The sequence below is a fragment of the Commensalibacter melissae genome, assembly GCF_009734185.1.
In the GTDB taxonomy this organism is placed as follows: domain Bacteria; phylum Pseudomonadota; class Alphaproteobacteria; order Acetobacterales; family Acetobacteraceae; genus Commensalibacter; species Commensalibacter melissae.
This window is the reverse complement of the sequence record NZ_CP046393.1, coordinates 354648-371094: the sequence shown is the minus strand read 5'-3', so window position 1 is coordinate 371094 and position 16447 is coordinate 354648. Positions and strand designations below refer to the sequence as shown.

Annotated in this window: 12 protein-coding genes, 2 tRNA genes and 1 pseudogene; 3 read left to right on the top strand and 12 right to left on the bottom strand. The window is 37.2% G+C overall.

Translation table 11 applies throughout. From position 1 onward, the window contains the following. Window positions 1-24 precede the first annotated feature (24 nt). The 6 genes from GN303_RS01665 to GN303_RS01645 form a co-directional block, all read right to left on the bottom strand. Entirely contained in the window at window positions 25-519 is a 495-nt protein-coding gene (locus tag GN303_RS01665; RefSeq protein ID WP_110439391.1) for a DUF3576 domain-containing protein, read from the bottom strand. 153 nt (window positions 520-672) lie between these two features. Then, a complete protein-coding gene (gene larC, locus GN303_RS01660) occupies window positions 673-1917 on the bottom strand; it encodes a nickel pincer cofactor biosynthesis protein LarC (RefSeq protein WP_110439390.1) in 1245 nt (414 codons plus the stop codon). Between the two features lie 155 nt (window positions 1918-2072). Further along, entirely contained in the window at window positions 2073-2828 is a 756-nt protein-coding gene (locus GN303_RS01655) for an aspartyl/asparaginyl beta-hydroxylase domain-containing protein (RefSeq protein ID WP_110439389.1), read from the bottom strand. A 253-nt stretch (window positions 2829-3081) separates the two neighbouring features. After that, window positions 3082-3157: transfer RNA gene (locus GN303_RS01650), tRNA-Glu, on the bottom strand. 188 nt (window positions 3158-3345) lie between these two features. Further along, on the bottom strand, window positions 3346-3480 hold the full coding sequence (locus tag GN303_RS08870) for a hypothetical protein (RefSeq protein WP_255412382.1): 135 nt from the start codon (window positions 3478-3480) through the stop codon (window positions 3346-3348). 224 nt (window positions 3481-3704) lie between these two features. Continuing rightward, window positions 3705-4076 (bottom strand): hypothetical protein, encoded by a 372-nt coding sequence (locus GN303_RS01645; RefSeq protein ID WP_146206668.1) that lies wholly within the window; start codon window positions 4074-4076, stop codon window positions 3705-3707. Window positions 4077-4097: 21 nt separating this feature from the next. On the opposite strand from GN303_RS01645, the gene GN303_RS01640 reads away from it, so the two are divergent. Both GN303_RS01640 and rpoH read left to right on the top strand, forming a co-directional pair. Then, on the top strand, window positions 4098-5087 hold the full coding sequence (locus tag GN303_RS01640) for an RluA family pseudouridine synthase (RefSeq protein WP_110439387.1): 990 nt from the start codon (window positions 4098-4100) through the stop codon (window positions 5085-5087). Between the two features lie 373 nt (window positions 5088-5460). Continuing rightward, window positions 5461-6369 (top strand): annotated as a pseudogene (gene rpoH, locus GN303_RS01635) (RNA polymerase sigma factor RpoH). A 35-nt stretch (window positions 6370-6404) separates the two neighbouring features. Here the strand turns inward: rpoH and GN303_RS01630 are convergent. The 6 genes from GN303_RS01630 to GN303_RS01605 form a co-directional block, all read right to left on the bottom strand. Further along, on the bottom strand, window positions 6405-6713 hold the full coding sequence (locus tag GN303_RS01630) for an AzlD family protein (protein WP_110439386.1): 309 nt from the start codon (window positions 6711-6713) through the stop codon (window positions 6405-6407). Beyond that, window positions 6706-7500 (bottom strand): AzlC family ABC transporter permease, encoded by a 795-nt coding sequence (locus GN303_RS01625; RefSeq protein ID WP_110439385.1) that lies wholly within the window; start codon window positions 7498-7500, stop codon window positions 6706-6708. The genes GN303_RS01630 and GN303_RS01625 overlap by 8 nt, the downstream gene beginning before the upstream one ends. A 472-nt stretch (window positions 7501-7972) precedes the next feature. Continuing rightward, on the bottom strand, window positions 7973-9262 hold the full coding sequence (locus GN303_RS01620) for an adenylosuccinate synthase (protein ID WP_110439384.1): 1290 nt from the start codon (window positions 9260-9262) through the stop codon (window positions 7973-7975). Between the two features lie 73 nt (window positions 9263-9335). Beyond that, window positions 9336-10481 carry an ATP phosphoribosyltransferase regulatory subunit gene (locus tag GN303_RS01615; protein ID WP_110439383.1) on the bottom strand — a complete coding sequence of 382 codons (1146 nt, stop codon included), beginning with the start codon at window positions 10479-10481 and terminating at the stop codon, window positions 9336-9338. Window positions 10482-10523: 42 nt separating this feature from the next. Beyond that, window positions 10524-11696, bottom strand: a complete 1173-nt coding sequence (locus tag GN303_RS01610) for a phosphoserine transaminase (RefSeq protein WP_110439382.1) — start codon at window positions 11694-11696, stop codon at window positions 10524-10526. 44 nt (window positions 11697-11740) lie between these two features. Beyond that, window positions 11741-11824 (bottom strand) — tRNA-Leu (locus GN303_RS01605). A 481-nt stretch (window positions 11825-12305) separates the two neighbouring features. Here GN303_RS01605 and GN303_RS01600 point away from each other — a divergent pair. Beyond that, the gene (locus tag GN303_RS01600; protein WP_110439381.1) at window positions 12306-16355 is read left to right on the top strand and encodes a Hint domain-containing protein; all 4050 of its coding nucleotides are present in this window, start codon (window positions 12306-12308) and stop codon (window positions 16353-16355) included. The last annotated feature ends 92 nt before the right edge of the window (window positions 16356-16447 follow it).

The window sequence follows — 16447 nt, the reverse complement described above, 5'->3', positions numbered from 1 at the left end:
GTTAGTCTATCAAATATATTAAATTTACTTAAGTTTATCAGCACGCAACTGACGTGCGCGCACCTGAATTTTACTGGTAAGATCTGAAGCTGTATGAGAGGTTACAGGCGCATCGACCCACTGTCCGTTTTCCTTTATCTGACGATGAACAACAACACTGATCGAATCCGATCTCAACCGTCGGTCAAGTACAGTGCAAACAACTTGAAATCTTTCAGGATTAGATGGAACAGGCTGATACCAATCCGTTATAATGCTTCCCCCCACAGCATCAGCTGAAAGCATGGGCATAAAAGCCAACGTATCCAATGCCGCACGCCATAAATAAGCGTTAACACCACCTGCCAGACTATCATCCCCACCTGTGGCTGAACGATCCACACCAACAAGATGGTTTTCGGGCAAAATCAGATCCCGTTCTTTTTTATGACTGGAACAAGCTACAAGCCCCAGACTTAAAGCACTGACCATTACCAAAGAACGGGAAAAAGAGAATGAAGCAATTAAATTCTTCGTCATGTAGCCTCTCCAATGATTATTAAGGCAGCTTGTGAATTTATTCCTATTCGCATTTTGCCTTTTGTACATCAATAAAACGGAAATATTACAATAATAATAGGTTTTCTTATACAGATTTTTATACGTTTTTTAAATCTTTATTCATAATTTCAATCAACTTTTCCCGGAAAAAAACAACCGTTTAACCGTTTCCTCAATTTCAACTGTTGATAAATCATGTGCTTTGGCAATAGAGCGGCATGTTGTTTTATCAGGAACAACTGAAACAATTTGATTGTTTAACAGTTGTCCCACAATAACTTTTATTTTTCCCCATGGGGTATTAACGTTTTCATCATAATGAATCAAATTTTCATATTTCTCAATACGCCAATGCACATATGCCGTTTTTAATCTTTGAAATAAGAAACGACGCATCTCATCAGCATGTTCCGGGAGACAGAAAATAACAACCTTATCGGTCATTTGATTAAAGACTGAATAAATTGGCACAGTATAGACAAATTTTGCCCCATTCGCATAAAGATGGGTTTGTAATTCAATTAATGCATCTTGCGATGATTTGGCAAATTCTGCCTCTACAATAACAATTTCCCCAATAACTGATTGTGTATTTTTTCCTTTTGTTGTGGTTCCCACACATAGTCTTAAAAAATTTGGAAGATTATCATATTCCATTCTTCCCCCTCCATACCCTATACGAGAAATCAAGATTGGAGGGCAAGGCTGATAACTGGTCTTTAACGCTTTCAACAATGCGGCACAGGTTGGGGTTAACAATTCCTTTTGTGGACCCGAGGCATAAATAAGAACCTCATTTCCCAAAAGCTCAAGCGTTACAGGGGTTGGAATAGGTAAAAATCCCTTGGAATCTTTTTTGATTCCCGATCCTACATTCAAGGGAGAAACATACCATTGATCTATCTTCAGCCAGACACATGCAACGCAACAAACTGTTACTCCAACAATCGTGTTCAGCGCTTTAATCTCATGAAAACTGATTTCTTCGATTGGCAGACCTGAGATTTTGGCTTGTGCTTCAGCCAAATTCTGAAAAGTTTCCAAAATAAGCTTTTTCGCTTTTACAGGTAGAGACGCATTGGAAATCAAGGCCTGAATTGTTCCCAGCAACTGTTTATTATTGACTTTTTCATCTTGAAAAGAACGCAAGAAATCATGAGAAAAATTCAAGCCATTTTCTGAAATGTCAAAACTAATATAGGCTTTGATCGTTGCAATATTGCTTCGCTTGACATGCATTAATTCTAGACGTGCGCCTATATCAAGGGCGTCAACTGCATCTTGTAAAATTTGTTCAGGAACACCGGCACTTGCCAAAGCCCCTATAAATCGGCTGCTACTCATACCAGCAAAACAGTCTAAAAAACCGATTCTCACAAATCTACACTTTCTCCAGAATATTTACAGTAATTATTTATAACCTAATTAAAAATTATAACAATTCACTTATTATTCAATAATCCTTTCTGCAACCCCAATTCATTGATTAAAACATTAAACATTAATAAAAAATCAAATACCTCAATCAATAACTAATGTAATATTTGTTGTTTATTGATTTTCATAAAATTATCATAGGCTTCTTTAACAAAGGCAGAACGACGGATCGCCATCATAAACAGATCTTGAACAACCTTACCAAATCCTCTTTCCGGTCTTAAAACCTGAAATAATAAAACAACCCGAGTTTGATTCGTATCATTTTCAACACTATGCCTATAGGTATCATCGAAAAGAATGCATTTATCCTGGACCCAGTATAAACGTTGCGTATCAACATCAATCCAACATTTTTTTTGATCTATCGGCACAGCGACCCCAAGATGACACGTAAGCAAACCTTTGGTCACACCATAATGCGGGGGGATAACGGCACCCGGTTCAAGAATAGAAAAAAACGCTGAATTTAAATTCGGAATCTTATCTATCAAAGCTGCTGTTTTAGGCATTAACTTACAGTTTTCCATCACCCGTAACCCGTAACCCTGCAAAAAAAAGGATTTCCAACGTTTATCCGCGGCAATTCTAGCATGGTCAGGAGATATATCTCGCAGTGAGGGTGCGTTAACAGATTCATTTTGATACTTCTGAACAAGCTGTTCCCATTCTTTACGAATTATATCTGCATTAGCTTCAATTACAGATATCCATGGTAGAACCGAAATATCATATACGGGTTGATCCGGAATTTCTGAATAACGGGAAAGCACTTTATTAAAATAAGGACGAAGTTTTTTCCCCATTTTGATTATAAAAGGTCTTTTAGGCTTTATAATTTTTTTTTGCATAATTTTACCAAAATATTATATGGATCTATTACAAAAATTATTTTCAGTAATCTAATATTTTTCCATTTCACAATATGAAAAAACTATGTCTATATTATAATGCGAAAAAAGATTTTGTTTAAACAAAACAGATAATTTCGTATTGAAAATATTTTCAATTATTTTTGAAGCAAATCTTCTAGTACTTTTTTAAATATCTATATAATCTTACGATAATAATTATTTAACGTATTGCTAGATTGATATTCTCTTTTGGTGTCCCGTACGGGATTTGAACCCGTGTTGCTGCCGTGAGAGGGCAGTGTCCTAGGCCTCTAGACGAACGGGACCAGAAACCTTCTATATTTTTCTTTTATCTACGTCATCCTGCCCTAAAAAGCAACTAAAACTCACCAAAAAATCCAAATTAATCACAAAAAAATAACGACTGTTAAATAGTCCCTTTTCAAAGACCTGCAATCGTTATTTGAGTTTAGCATATAAAAATCAAAATAAATGGGATTAATTATCTAGTTATCTATTTTTTACCTTGATTTTTTTTCTTTGATAATTCAGAACCTGCTTCGGATTTATCACATTTACTAGCTTTAGGATCCCTTAGCGTTTCGGCAGCTTTGTGAGCTTCTTTTTTTGATACTTCATGTTTACTCATAACAATTCTCCTTTAAATGATTGTTATAATTCAATTATATACTATTTTTCTCAATTGTCATTAAAATATCAAAATATTACATTTTTTTATAAAGTAAAACAAAGTATAAAAATCCATACATATATTATTTCTTGTTTTTTTATTTGATAATTGCAATAACTATTCATATTATAAATCCGAATATATGCAAGGTGTTTCATAAAAATTCTTTTTCAATTAACAAACTATTTATCATCAATCCCCGAATCGATAATTTTAACTTCCGCCACCTTTTTTTGTTGATCAATGTCCCAGAAAATCAAACGATCAGGCCCTCCACCTCTCAATGTTATCAATACCATCCTGTCAGACTGACGTGTGACCTTTTCTATCCGTGTCCCTTTAGGTTCTTGCAATATACTGATTGGACGTGTAATTTTTAGTGAATTTTCATAAATCATGACAGAATCGTTTTTCTTATGAGTTATACGACTGATAATTGCGAAAACCAGTATCGTTGTGGCCATTATTATCAGAATTCCCAAAAATACAACTAAAGCTAACAATCCTTTATTTTTTCGTGATAAAGAATCTTTGTTTTCAAGGGATATATTCATTGACATTAAGGTACTTTCTGTATGAATGGTTCAAACACGATCGACTCAACTTTGCTTGTAACTTCAGTTCAAGAAAAATACAATAATTTAAGACTTGATCGATTTTTAAGCAAAACCTATCAAAATTATTCACGATCAAGAATTAAAGCACTCATTGAACAAGGACATTGTAAACGTAATCATGTCCCTGTTAAAAATCCATCAACTCCCATTAAAACAAATGATAAAATTGAATTGCAAATCCCTGAAGTAAAAGAGTATTCATTGATACCTCAGGACATTTCCCTGGAAATTCTATTTGAAGACAATCATCTTATCGTAATCAATAAACCGGCTGGATTAGTTGTACATCCAGCCCCGGGAAATGAAAATGGTACCTTGGTCAATGCTCTTTTGGCGCATTGTGGAGACAGCCTGTCAGGAATAGGAGGAGAAAAACGTCCCGGAATCATTCATCGGCTGGACAAAGACACTTCTGGAGTAATGGTTGTCGCAAAATCTGAACAAGCCTTAAGCAAACTATCCGCTGATTTTGCAGATCGAACCATAAACCGGTTATATCATGCCATCTGTTGGGGAATACCAAACCCAAGTCCAGGGTCTATTGAAGGAAATATCGGTCGTGACCCCTATGATCGTAAAAAAATGACAATTGTCAAAAAAGGTGGAAAATATGCCAAAACAAATTATAAAATTCAAAAAATAATAAATCCAGCTGTAAGCTTTATTCAGTGTAAACTTGATACAGGACGCACTCACCAGATTCGTGTGCATTTATCGAAACAAGGTCACCCCTTAATAGGTGATCCCGTATATCTTAAGCGGATTCCCGCCATTGCAAAAATCTTACCCATAGATCAAAGAAATGAACTTCTTGATTTTCCCAGACAGGCCCTGCATGCGACACTTTTAGGATTTAATCATCCCATAAGCAATAAATATCATGAGTTTGAAACATCATTGCCCCAGGATATGGAACGTTTAATAAAGAAAATAACTACGGAAAAATAAAGATATAATAAATCCTTATTTTTCGATTCGAAATAAACACTCTTGCAAAGAAAAAAATAACTTGTTAAAAATTTATTAATAAATTATTAATTATAAAGATTAAAATTTTGTAAAATACATGTTTTAAACTCTATAAATATTAACCAGTTCAATTTTTATTACCTATAATCGAATTTATCGATGAAAATATACTTTATTTTTATGTTATTTTTTTTGACAGGACTAAATTAGTCTGATATAACAATGTTCGTAAACAAAACAAACTTCATAAAATATAAATGTGGGTCAACTGCATTAATTAAAAATACAATAAAGATCAACAAGACATGTGTTCTGTTTTACGCAGACCATAACATCATAAAGGTACAAATCAATGGTTCCTTCAATGTTAGATATCACGCCAGAAAACAACATTACACAATATATCCAGAATATCCGCAAATTTCCCCTCTTAACAGCTGAAGAGGAATTCACCTATGCGAAACAGTGGAAAGAGGAGGGAAATATACAGGCTGCACATAAATTGATCAATGCACATTTAAGATTAGTCGTTAAAATAGCCACAACATACAAACGCTATGCCTTGCCCCTGAATGAATTGATAAGTGAGGGAAATATAGGTATGCTTCAAGCCATCCAACGTTTTAATCCAGACCGTGGGTTCCGGTTTACAACCTATGCAATTTGGTGGATTAAAGCGGCCATTCAGGAATATATTCTTCACAACTGGTCTTTGGTTAAAATAGGGACAACCGCTGCTCAAAAAAAGCTTTTTTTCAATTTACGTCGCGTTAAAAGCCAGATTAAGGCCTTTAGTGACACTGATCTAACCCCGGAACAATTGGAAACAATCTCGGAGAAACTTGGGGTAACTACATCCGAGATTCAAAGTATGAATCAACGGTTAAGCGCTCAAGATCACAGCCTAAATACCCCTATGGGAAACGACAGTGATTATAACGAATGGCAGAATATGCTGGTTGATGACGCCATTAACTAGGAAGAGAGCTATGCCGAACGTGAAGAACTATCCCAACGTCATAATATTCTACAAAAAGCGATGGAAGGCTTAAAACCCAGAGAACGTGAAATATTAACGGAGCGTAGGTTAAAAGATAAACCTGCAACTTTGGAAGAACTTTCAAAAGTCTATAAAATTTCCAGAGAACGTATCCGTCAGATTGAAACCCGTGCTTTTGAAAAATTGCAAGAAATTATTCAAAAAGCACATGGTTCAGATATTGGATTTAAAAACTCAATAAACCAGGTAGCTATTGCCTAAAAATATAAAACATAACAAGCTGGATTATGGCGTATTTAACCTAGAAGATATCGTAATAATCCAGCTGATCCTATCGCGATAATCAGTGTAACCAAAAAAGAGCATCGAATAGCCGCCGTTACCGTAAAGATTAATGCAATCATATCTGCCATCCGTCCTGTAACAAAATAAGGTGCGATCAAGGAAATCATTACGCATCCAGGAACAATTTCCAATATGTTCTTTAATCGGGGATGATCATATTTACTAAAAACAAGGTATCCACCAATTCGTGTCAGATATGTTACCATCCCCATGAATATAATCGTCAGAAAAGCGTGTTCATTAATGTAGGTACTAAACATTTTTTGATGCCTGCAGCATGTGATTGGGAACCAGAAAGACAAATATTATTCCGGTCAAAGTACCCGCAATAATATACCATTCCCCAGGCACAAACATATACACTATACAGGCAGTTATAAGGCTACTTGCCCAGATAATGCCTTTTCTCCATCCCAGCCACATACCACGAAGTAAAACAATGAATATGGCTGCAAACGCCATATCAAATCCATAATGCAAAAGATTACCAAATAAAGGCCCCAATAAAATTCCTATCACGGCACTTGTAACCCAGACAAGATACAAAGAAACTCCTACAGTCATATAAAATATATAACTAAAAGATGGACTAATGACTTTTTTTAACCTGTGATAACAGTCCTGCAATGACAATGCCCAACATTCATCACATAAAAAGAAAAAAGATGGTAAAATCCTTTTTAATGAAAAACGCTTGCAAAACTGTATCATGGTGGCGCCCATTAAAATATGACGGCAATTCACCAGTAAGGTCATCGCAACAATCAATAATAATGGCGGTGTTTTTTGCCATAAATTAATCGCGACAAATTCAGATCCGCCAGCAAAATTTAAACTGCACATTAACCAGAGCTCAAGCGTTGACAATCCATGTATCTTTGCCTGCGCCCCCAATAACAGACCAAAAGGAATGACACTTAACATTAAAGGAAAAGCTGTCTTTAAAGCTCTCAGAATTTCCCTGCGTATATTTGATCCTACGCGTTTTTCTTTATTGGAATCAGATGTTAACCCGTTATTTTTTTTATTGAATATTTGGATAACCATGTGCATCACATTGAATTGGTCAAAATAATATTTGATAATTATCTATTAAGCTGTTAATAAAACAGTTTTTTTTAAAATTTTTCTTTTGGAATATATTAAATCTACAACAAATTTCAAAAGATAAAAAAATTTAAAACATACTGTTATTAATTTTACGATCAGATAAATTTGTTTCAAATGATTCTTAGTTACAATCTATCTTTTCGATCATTATATTTAAGCAATAAAATAAAATTATCTATAATATATCCTTAAATCATTTCTTGAACATATATTAAAAGGTGGTTTTTGTTTCTTTTTCATATAAATATTAATTTTCAAATCTTTTTTTGAATAAAATTCATTAAAATTTTCTTAATAAAAATCTTTTATTCACAAATAAATATTTATAGAACGAATTAAGAAACGTAAAATGAGAATTATAAAAGACCCCTTGTCAGGGGTCACAAAAAGACAATAAATTATCTTAAAATTAGTTTGGCAAAAAATTCTCGGATAATATTGTATCTTCACGTTCAGGACTGGTTGAAATGACAGCAACCTTAACCCCTATCAATGCTTCAATACGTTCAATATAATTTCTTGCTGCTGCCGGCAATTCTTTCTTTGACCGAATACCAGAGGTCTTTTCATTCCATCCTAACATCGTTTCATAAATAGGTTTCAATCTTTTTTGCGCTTCCAAAGTATATGGAAAACGCTCTATATTCTGACCGTCCAATTGATACCCGACACAAATTTTGACCTCTTTTAAGCCGTCCAGAACATCTAGTTTCATCAAGGCCAAACCATCCAATCCACCAACTTGAACTGCACGACGTACCAGTACAGCATCGAACCATCCACAGCGTCTTGGCCGTCCTGTTACCGTACCGAACTCATAACCTTTTTCACCTAAATATTTTCCAGTTTCATCAAATAGCTCGGTTGGAAATGGCCCTGCACCAACTCTTGTCGTATAGGCCTTGGCAATTCCAAGTATGTATCCGCCTGTCCGTGGACCTGTACCGCTACCAATCCCCGTTTGAGCAGGCACAGTATTTGAACTGGTTACAAAAGGATAGGTTCCATGATCTACATCCAACATTATGGCCTGTGCCCCTTCAAATAGCACAAATTTATTATTTTTAATATAACTTGCCATTAATTCTGAAACGGGTGCCATAAAAGGTAAAACCTTTACAGCAATAGTATTGAGATAGGATAGAATTTCATCTTTTGAAAATGTTTTTTCACCCAATGATACCAATAAGGCATTATGATGAGCCAATAACTCATCCAAACGCCAATCTAGCGTTTCCGGTTCTGTCAAATCACACAAGCGAATGGCACGACGCGCCACTTTATCTTCATAAGCGGGTCCGATACCTCGACCGGTTGTTCCAATTTTATGTTCTCCACGTGCTTTTTCACGAGCCTGATCCAAGGCCACATGAGAAGGCAAAATCAAAGGGCAATTCTCGGCTACTTTTAAAATATCTGGAGTAATTTCGATATTCTGATCTTTAAACTTGGCAATCTCATTTAACAGGGCCTGTGGATCAACAACAACCCCATTGCCAATAATACTAATTTTTTGCCTAACTACACCGGAAGGCAATAATGATAATTTATAACTTTTTCCATCAATAACCAGGGTATGTCCAGCGTTATGTCCGCCCTGAAATCTTACTACAACATCTGCCTGACTGGCCAGCCAATCAACAATCTTTCCTTTTCCCTCATCTCCCCATTGGGAACCGACAATGGTAACACTGGACATATAGACTTCCTTATCTAAACAACCTTATTTATAAAATTACACAAATATTAAATGATTAAAGCGCTTACACCAATTACAAAGGAAACAACTTTCCTTTTTTGTATATATATTGACAATTTAAATGATGAGCCTCTTCTTCAGGATCGCCTTCAACCGCACAACTCATTAATGTAACATATCCCTCTTCATGCAGTTTGCTCAACTCCTCAATTCTATGACAATCATAGGGAACAAAAACTCTTGATTTGCTCAAAGGTCTTTCCGCTCTTTGCAACAAAATATCTGGACGAAGGGTTAAACCACAAGCAGGTTCCTGATTATTGGAAAGATATCTTCCACCCCGACCAACTTCACCACTAATACCATCAGCATAAACGGAAATACATAATCCTGTATGATAATCCCAGCCTCTAAATTCAACAGGATCAATAGTCAATTCAATATCCGGATCTTGATTTCGCACCGCTTTTACAGAAGCCAACAACCGTTCAAACAACCGTTGGGCCTCTGCTGGGAAATCTAATTTTCGCAATGCGCCAATAGCCTGATCCGCAGGACCTGCCGCCTGCAACATAGCTGTCAAAATATCCGAATAATCCCCGCCATAATATTTTACGGCGGCAACATCTTTACGATCCAATGCACGCATTAACGCACCCAATTGTGCAGAGGTAAAATTTTCCGGGCCAATAATTGCCTGCACCAGCTGCGGCATCATTAAATCAAAACTGAAGGCCTGAATCCCAAGCGCCTGCAATGCCTGTGCAGTCACAAGAATCACCTCGGCATCAGCCTGTGCATTATCGATGCCAATTAATTCAATGCCAGTCTGTAAAATTTGACGGGCTGCTGAATGTCTTGCCCCTTTAACCCAAATACAGAGACCAGCATACGACAACCGCAAAGGACGTGGTGAATTGATCAATCGTGTCGCAGCAATTCTGGCAATCTGAGGTGTAATGTCTGCGCGCAAGCCCATCATATAACGTGTTTCTGGATCCATTATCCGAAAAGTTTGCTCTGCAATTCCTTTGCCCGCATGCGCAAGAAGACTCTGCTCGAATTCCAATAAAGGTGGATTGACCCGATCATAACCGTAATTAGCAAAAATATTCATCATTTTTTGCAAACCACGCGCTTCTGTCTCAGCATCAGAGGGCAAGACATCGCAAAAACCAACGGGGAGCAATGCGTTACTTATTTCCAGATCATCAATCATATGTATAGTTGCTTTTTACCTTTAATCATCTTCCCGTATGATTCAGCCATCCGCCTTTACCATCGCAAACGCCCAATCAAGCCAAGGTAACAGGGCCTCCATAGATGCAGCAGTCACCGTTGCCCCACCCCATAACCTCAATCCCAGAGGAGCATCACGATAACTGGCAATATCATAAGCGACCTGTTCCTCAGCCAAAAGACCAGTCAGTTTCGATAAAACCGTTTTCTGACTTTTATTATCCAACGCAACAAACCAAGGGTCCACAATTTTTAAACAAATAGAGGTATGTGAGCGATACTTCTCATCTTTTGCAAGAAATTCAATCCATGCCGTTTTAGCAACCCATTGGCTGACAATCCTCAGATTATTTTCACTAAGACGTTTCAATCCTGCCAATCCCCCGACAGATTGAGCCCATCTCAAACCATCCAGCGCGTCTTCAACACAAAGCATTGACGGAGTATTGATTGTATCTCCCTCAAAAATTTTTTCGTTCAATTTTCCCTGTTTCAATACACGGAAGATTTTAGGCAAGGGTCTTAACTGTTTTGTTTTTTCTAGACGTCTCACTGCACGTGGTGATAGAGCAAGCATTCCATGCGCGGCTTCCCCACCCAAAACCTTTTGCCAGGACCACGTTACCACATCAAGTTTCGACCATGGTAGATCCATCGAAAAAACAGCCGAGGTCGCATCACAAATAACCAATCCATCATGATGGTCAGGAATGAAATCTCCATTGGGAATTTTAACACCCGAAGTCGTTCCATTCCACACCATTACAACATCATTATCCCACTGAATTTCATCCAGATTTGGCAATTCACCATACTCTGCATAAATAATATTAATATTGGACAGTTTTAACTGTTCAACAACATCGGTAACCCATTCCGCAGAAAAACTGTCATAAGAAAGCACATCAACAGGACGAGACCCTAGCAAAGCCCACAAAACCATTTCAACAGCCCCGGTATCTGAAGCGGGCACAATACCCAATTTCCATCCTTCAGGAACATCAAGTATTTCAGCAGAGCGGTGAATGACATCATGTAACCTGGCCCGCCCTTCCATGGAACGATGTGACCGCCCTACCAGAGCATTTTGCAAAACATTGATATTCCATCCGGGACGTTTTGCGCAAGGACCAGATGAAAAACATGGATTTTCAGGTTTTTTTTGGGGTTTGGGAGATATGGACAATCTTGACATAAGCGTTAATAACCATTCATTGCACGTTAACAGATAACGTGAATTGGTGCGAAAGGGGGGATTTGAACCCCCACGCCTTGCGGCGGTCGATTTTGAGTCGACTACGTCTACCGTTCCGTCACTCTCGCTTGCTTATTTTCTCTTAGCAGATAACACCACCAAAAGACAATCTTGTTTTTAAAAAAAATTAAAAAAATTGCAAGTGTTTTTCAAAGATTTTTTCATTTAAAATACATAATATTCACATTATAATTAAATTTTATACAAAAAATTATGAAACTGGTTACTTATACATCATTTATTTAACTTATATTCATTTAAGTTTTTTTAGAGTTTTTTTAATAAAAAAATTAATTCCAATAAAAAACAAACCTTGCAAAACTTTTAAAGTAACCAAAAATATTCACTGCTTTAGCAAAATTTAAAAAATTATAAAAATCAATAGTTCATTAAATGATATTAAATAAATTTAATGATTATTACTATAAATTTCGTTTTATATTAGTAAAAATTACTTATTAATAAATAACATGTTTGTATATTATGTTGTATTATACTAATAATAATATTTTAGGAACGAAAAAATAAAGTAAAAATAAGAGATTACTTATGGTTAAACATGTAAAAGACGACAAACGCAAAGATTTAACAGATGAAAATAAATTTAAAACAAATCATTTTGTAAACTATATTTATTATCCTGTTAATTTGGCAAATAAAAATAACGTCACCGAAGACCAAATAAGCACTTTTGATTCGATAGGATATTCCATACACAATAACAATCCCATCCTTAATACCGGTGATTGGTACGCCATTAACTATAATGGAAAAACTATATATAGTAAGGGCGGATATAATCAGAACGGTACAAATTCATACTTTAGCCTGTATACGGCTGATCACACAACCACTGATCCAAACTATGCCTATTCTGGCCCTGTAAACATTATCAACAGCAATTTGCATATCGAGAATGGAGCCGTAGTATCAGAACTCAATTACTTTTCCACTGACGGGAATCAATATACGCTTACCGTTGATCAAAATGGTAAATTGCAAAATTCCAATATTTTCAATCAAAATGTCTACATCAACAATGGTTTTTCCAGTAATAACAATTACTATAGCTGCCCCACCACAATGGCCGGCAACACTCAGTCAGACAACGATTCATTTACCAATGCCTACATCCTATCAGTGGGTAGCTGGACTTTAACGGGTATAGCCTCCCAACAGACCCCCTCATCAGGAAATTTTTTCTTTAGTAAGGGTGGAACAACAACAATCAATATAAAAGACTATACCATCGTCACCAATCCCACTGTCACCGCCGATACGCAGATTCCAGCCGGCACGAAAAGTACGCAGATCAATGTTGATCAAGGAGCAAGATTCGGAAAACAGGATTTTTATTCCGCAAACAACATTGATGAATATTTGAACAACATAATAATCAAAAATAATTATAAATCCATTATCGGTGACGGAAGTTTCAGTGATTATAACGTTGTATATGTCACCAACGAGACATTTACAGACGCCAATGGAGTAACACAAACAGCAACAACATACCGGGATTCAAAAAATAATGTACTCTATCGGGGAAACGATCCTGTCAATATCTATAATGTCTCAAGAATAATTGTCAGAAAAGGCGCGGTACTGGATCATGCACAAATTTTTGGCGGAGCAATTCCCAGTATCCTGGTTGAAAACGGAGGCATTCTTCAAAATTCCAATATTTTCGATAGCTACATCGGGATTCAGAATGGGGGTCAATCACTCAATAACACCTATTATTCACCCGAATTCTGGTACAGCAGAAATAATGTCACCAGCCGCATGGAAGGGATCTCCAAAAATGATAAATTCTATGAATCTGCACACTCTTACCAGAATCTTTTAGACATTAGTGATAATGCCAACGTTTATTTCGATCAAAATGGTTTTACTGTAAACGATCCCACTAAAAATCCATCCAAAAGCCAACGCTTTTCGGTTGTCAATGGATTTATGCAACTGCATATCGGTTATGGAGGGCAATTCATTGATCCAAGTATATCAAGCTACAATAGTTATTATCTGGATTATTTTGGCGGGGGGGAAAATAATGATCCAAACAGTTCGCCAAACTATAATTATCCGGGTGTGGATCCTGACCTATCTGCTGATACCAGTAAAAATCCATTGAAATTCGATAACAATGTCGATTTTGCAAATTATACCGTCCGTAACAGTAATCCAATCCTGGATGGAACCATTCCATGGCATGCCGTTAAACTTGACAATGGTAAAACAGTCTATCAACGGGGAACCGGCACAAATGGCCCCTATTTCAGTTTACACGACAAGGATCACCTAACCAATGATCCCAATAAAGCCTATTCAGGTCCTGTTAATATCATAAATTCCGATTTTTACATTGAAAATGGGGCTGTTGTCTCTGGATTGAATTTCCTTGCCAGTGACAATTCAAGAACATTATACAATAATGGTGGAACACTGCAAGATTCCAATATTTTCAATCAAAACGTAATTTTTACTGGCAATAGTCATTCCAACAACAACACTTTTATTTCCTCCCCCGTTAACATAAGTGGAACAACCATATCCGATGGGGATTCTTTCGTCAATTTTTCCTCTAAAACAGGATATTATGATTTAAAAGGAATCAGTTATACAAATAGAAGCTATCTTGATACCAAACATGACAACACCTTTCTATCCAGTGATAATGGATCTGCTGATGTAAACGTAAATGACAGAAGTATTGTCAGAAATCCCCATATACCGAATGTTCCATTGAACAACTCAAATAATACCATGACTATAAATGTGGTAAATACAGCACAATTTGAAACAAAGGGGGTGCCTACTGGTCCAGAACTTGATAAATACCTCGCCAGTACCGTTATTCAAAATGACAGCCTGAACATTATTGGCCCAAATAACGGTAGCAGTAACAATTGTGTCTATGTATACACAGAAAACGTTCTGGACCAAAATGGAAAACCTGTTTTGGATTCATCAGGTGTACCCCAAACAGTAAATGTCTATCGGGATAGTGCCGGACATGAAATCTACCGTGGTAATAAAAAAATTAATTTTTACAATGTATACAAGGTTATTGTCACCAAAGGTGCAGTTCTTGACGGCGCGCAAATTTTGGGAAACAATATCCCAAGACTCCTTGTCCAAAATGGCGGAACCATAAAAAATTCAAAATTTTATGATGGTTATGTAGGCATTGAACAAGGTGGACAGTCAATAAACAATACTTATTATTCACCGGAATTCTGGTATTCCGAATGGGACAATCTGGGCGACCATCGAATGGAAGGCACTTCACAGGACGACAAATTCTTTGAGAGTTCTGGAACCGTAAAAGGTCTCGTAAATATCGCAAATAATGAATGTCGATATATTGATGGCAATAATAATGTTGTTTATAATGACAAAAGCTATAACCCTCCAAACAATACACAATTTACCGTAGCCAGTGGTACAACCCAAATCCATGTCGCGGGTAACGGAAAACTAATTAATCCGACGATATCAAGTAATAGCAAATATATTTTGGATTACAGGGATAATGCTCAGGAAGAACCCTGTTACCTTTGTGGCACGATGATAGAGACAAGAGACGGATTGAAGGCCATAGAAGAGATCCGTGCCGGAGACATGGTTTATGCATATGAAGGCTCCGCGAGGGTTCTCAAACCCGTGACCTGGGTCGGATCGGGTCACCACAGTGTCCGCAGGAACAGGCCCGATGATGTGGCGGGTTATGCCATCCATATCGTCAAAGACGCCCTGGCTGACAATATCCCATACAAGGATATGCGCATCACGCCGGAACATTGTCTCTATATTGATGAAAAGTTCATCCCCGCCCGCATGCTGGTCAATCATCACTCCATCCGTTACGATTATTCAAAAACCGAATATACCTATTATCATCTCGAACTGGAGGAACATGGCGTTATCAAGGCGGATGGCGTATTGTCCGAAAGCTACCTCAATACGGACAACCATAAAAATTTCCACAATCCTGAAAAGGTGGTTCAGTTAAGACAGGAGACAAAAGACTGGACACAGGATGCCGCAGCCCCTCTGGAAACAAGTCGTGAGGCCGTTGAACCTGTCCATGCCCATTTGAAACAGAGGGCATTGCATCTGGGCATGAAGAACATGGTTGCGCCAGAAACAATCACCCATTCCACAAATCTTCATATCATTACTGACAAAGGCGAGGTTATCCATCCACAATGGCCGGTAACGGGAAATGGAAATTATGTCTTTGTTCTCCCCAGTCCCGTTCATCATGTCCATATCGTTTCAAATAGCAGTCGCCCATGCGATGCCATCGGTCCCTTCGTTGATGACAGGCGCAGTCTCGGCGTACTGATCGAAACCATCACCCTGTTTGACAACAGGGAGAACCACTATGTCAAAGCCCACCTGGAAACCAGGAAACTTGAAGGGTGGCATAATCAGGAAAACATACCCTGCCGCTGGACGGACGGCTATGCTCTCCTGCCCCTGGACCAGCATGTTCTGCAAAAGGGCCGGAAGATCCTTACCGTAAAGGTCATCGCCGCTGGACCGTATATCTCACAAAACCAGTTGGATCATAAAAAAATAATGTCATCATAATAAAAATTACAGATACCGTTTTATATCACTTATAAGGCTGGATCAGATAAATTGATCCAGCTTTTTTTATAAAACCCGTTTGATTCTAGAAA

Coding starts and splice junctions, on each gene's coding strand:
- GN303_RS01665 (WP_110439391.1), bottom strand. CDS start 519: ATGACGAAGAATTTAATTGCTTCATTCTCTTTTTCCCGTTCTTTGGTA.
- GN303_RS01655 (WP_110439389.1), bottom strand. CDS start 2,828: ATGCAAAAAAAAATTATAAAGCCTAAAAGACCTTTTATAATCAAAATG.
- GN303_RS08870 (WP_255412382.1), bottom strand. CDS start 3,480: ATGAGTAAACATGAAGTATCAAAAAAAGAAGCTCACAAAGCTGCCGAA.
- GN303_RS01645 (WP_146206668.1), bottom strand. CDS start 4,076: ATGAATATATCCCTTGAAAACAAAGATTCTTTATCACGAAAAAATAAA.
- GN303_RS01640 (WP_110439387.1), top strand. CDS start 4,098: ATGAATGGTTCAAACACGATCGACTCAACTTTGCTTGTAACTTCAGTT.
- GN303_RS01630 (WP_110439386.1), bottom strand. CDS start 6,713: ATGTTTAGTACCTACATTAATGAACACGCTTTTCTGACGATTATATTC.
- GN303_RS01625 (WP_110439385.1), bottom strand. CDS start 7,500: ATGGTTATCCAAATATTCAATAAAAAAAATAACGGGTTAACATCTGAT.
- GN303_RS01620 (WP_110439384.1), bottom strand. CDS start 9,262: ATGTCCAGTGTTACCATTGTCGGTTCCCAATGGGGAGATGAGGGAAAA.
- GN303_RS01615 (WP_110439383.1), bottom strand. CDS start 10,481: ATGATTGATGATCTGGAAATAAGTAACGCATTGCTCCCCGTTGGTTTT.
- GN303_RS01610 (WP_110439382.1), bottom strand. CDS start 11,696: ATGTCAAGATTGTCCATATCTCCCAAACCCCAAAAAAAACCTGAAAAT.
- GN303_RS01600 (WP_110439381.1), top strand. CDS start 12,306: ATGGTTAAACATGTAAAAGACGACAAACGCAAAGATTTAACAGATGAA.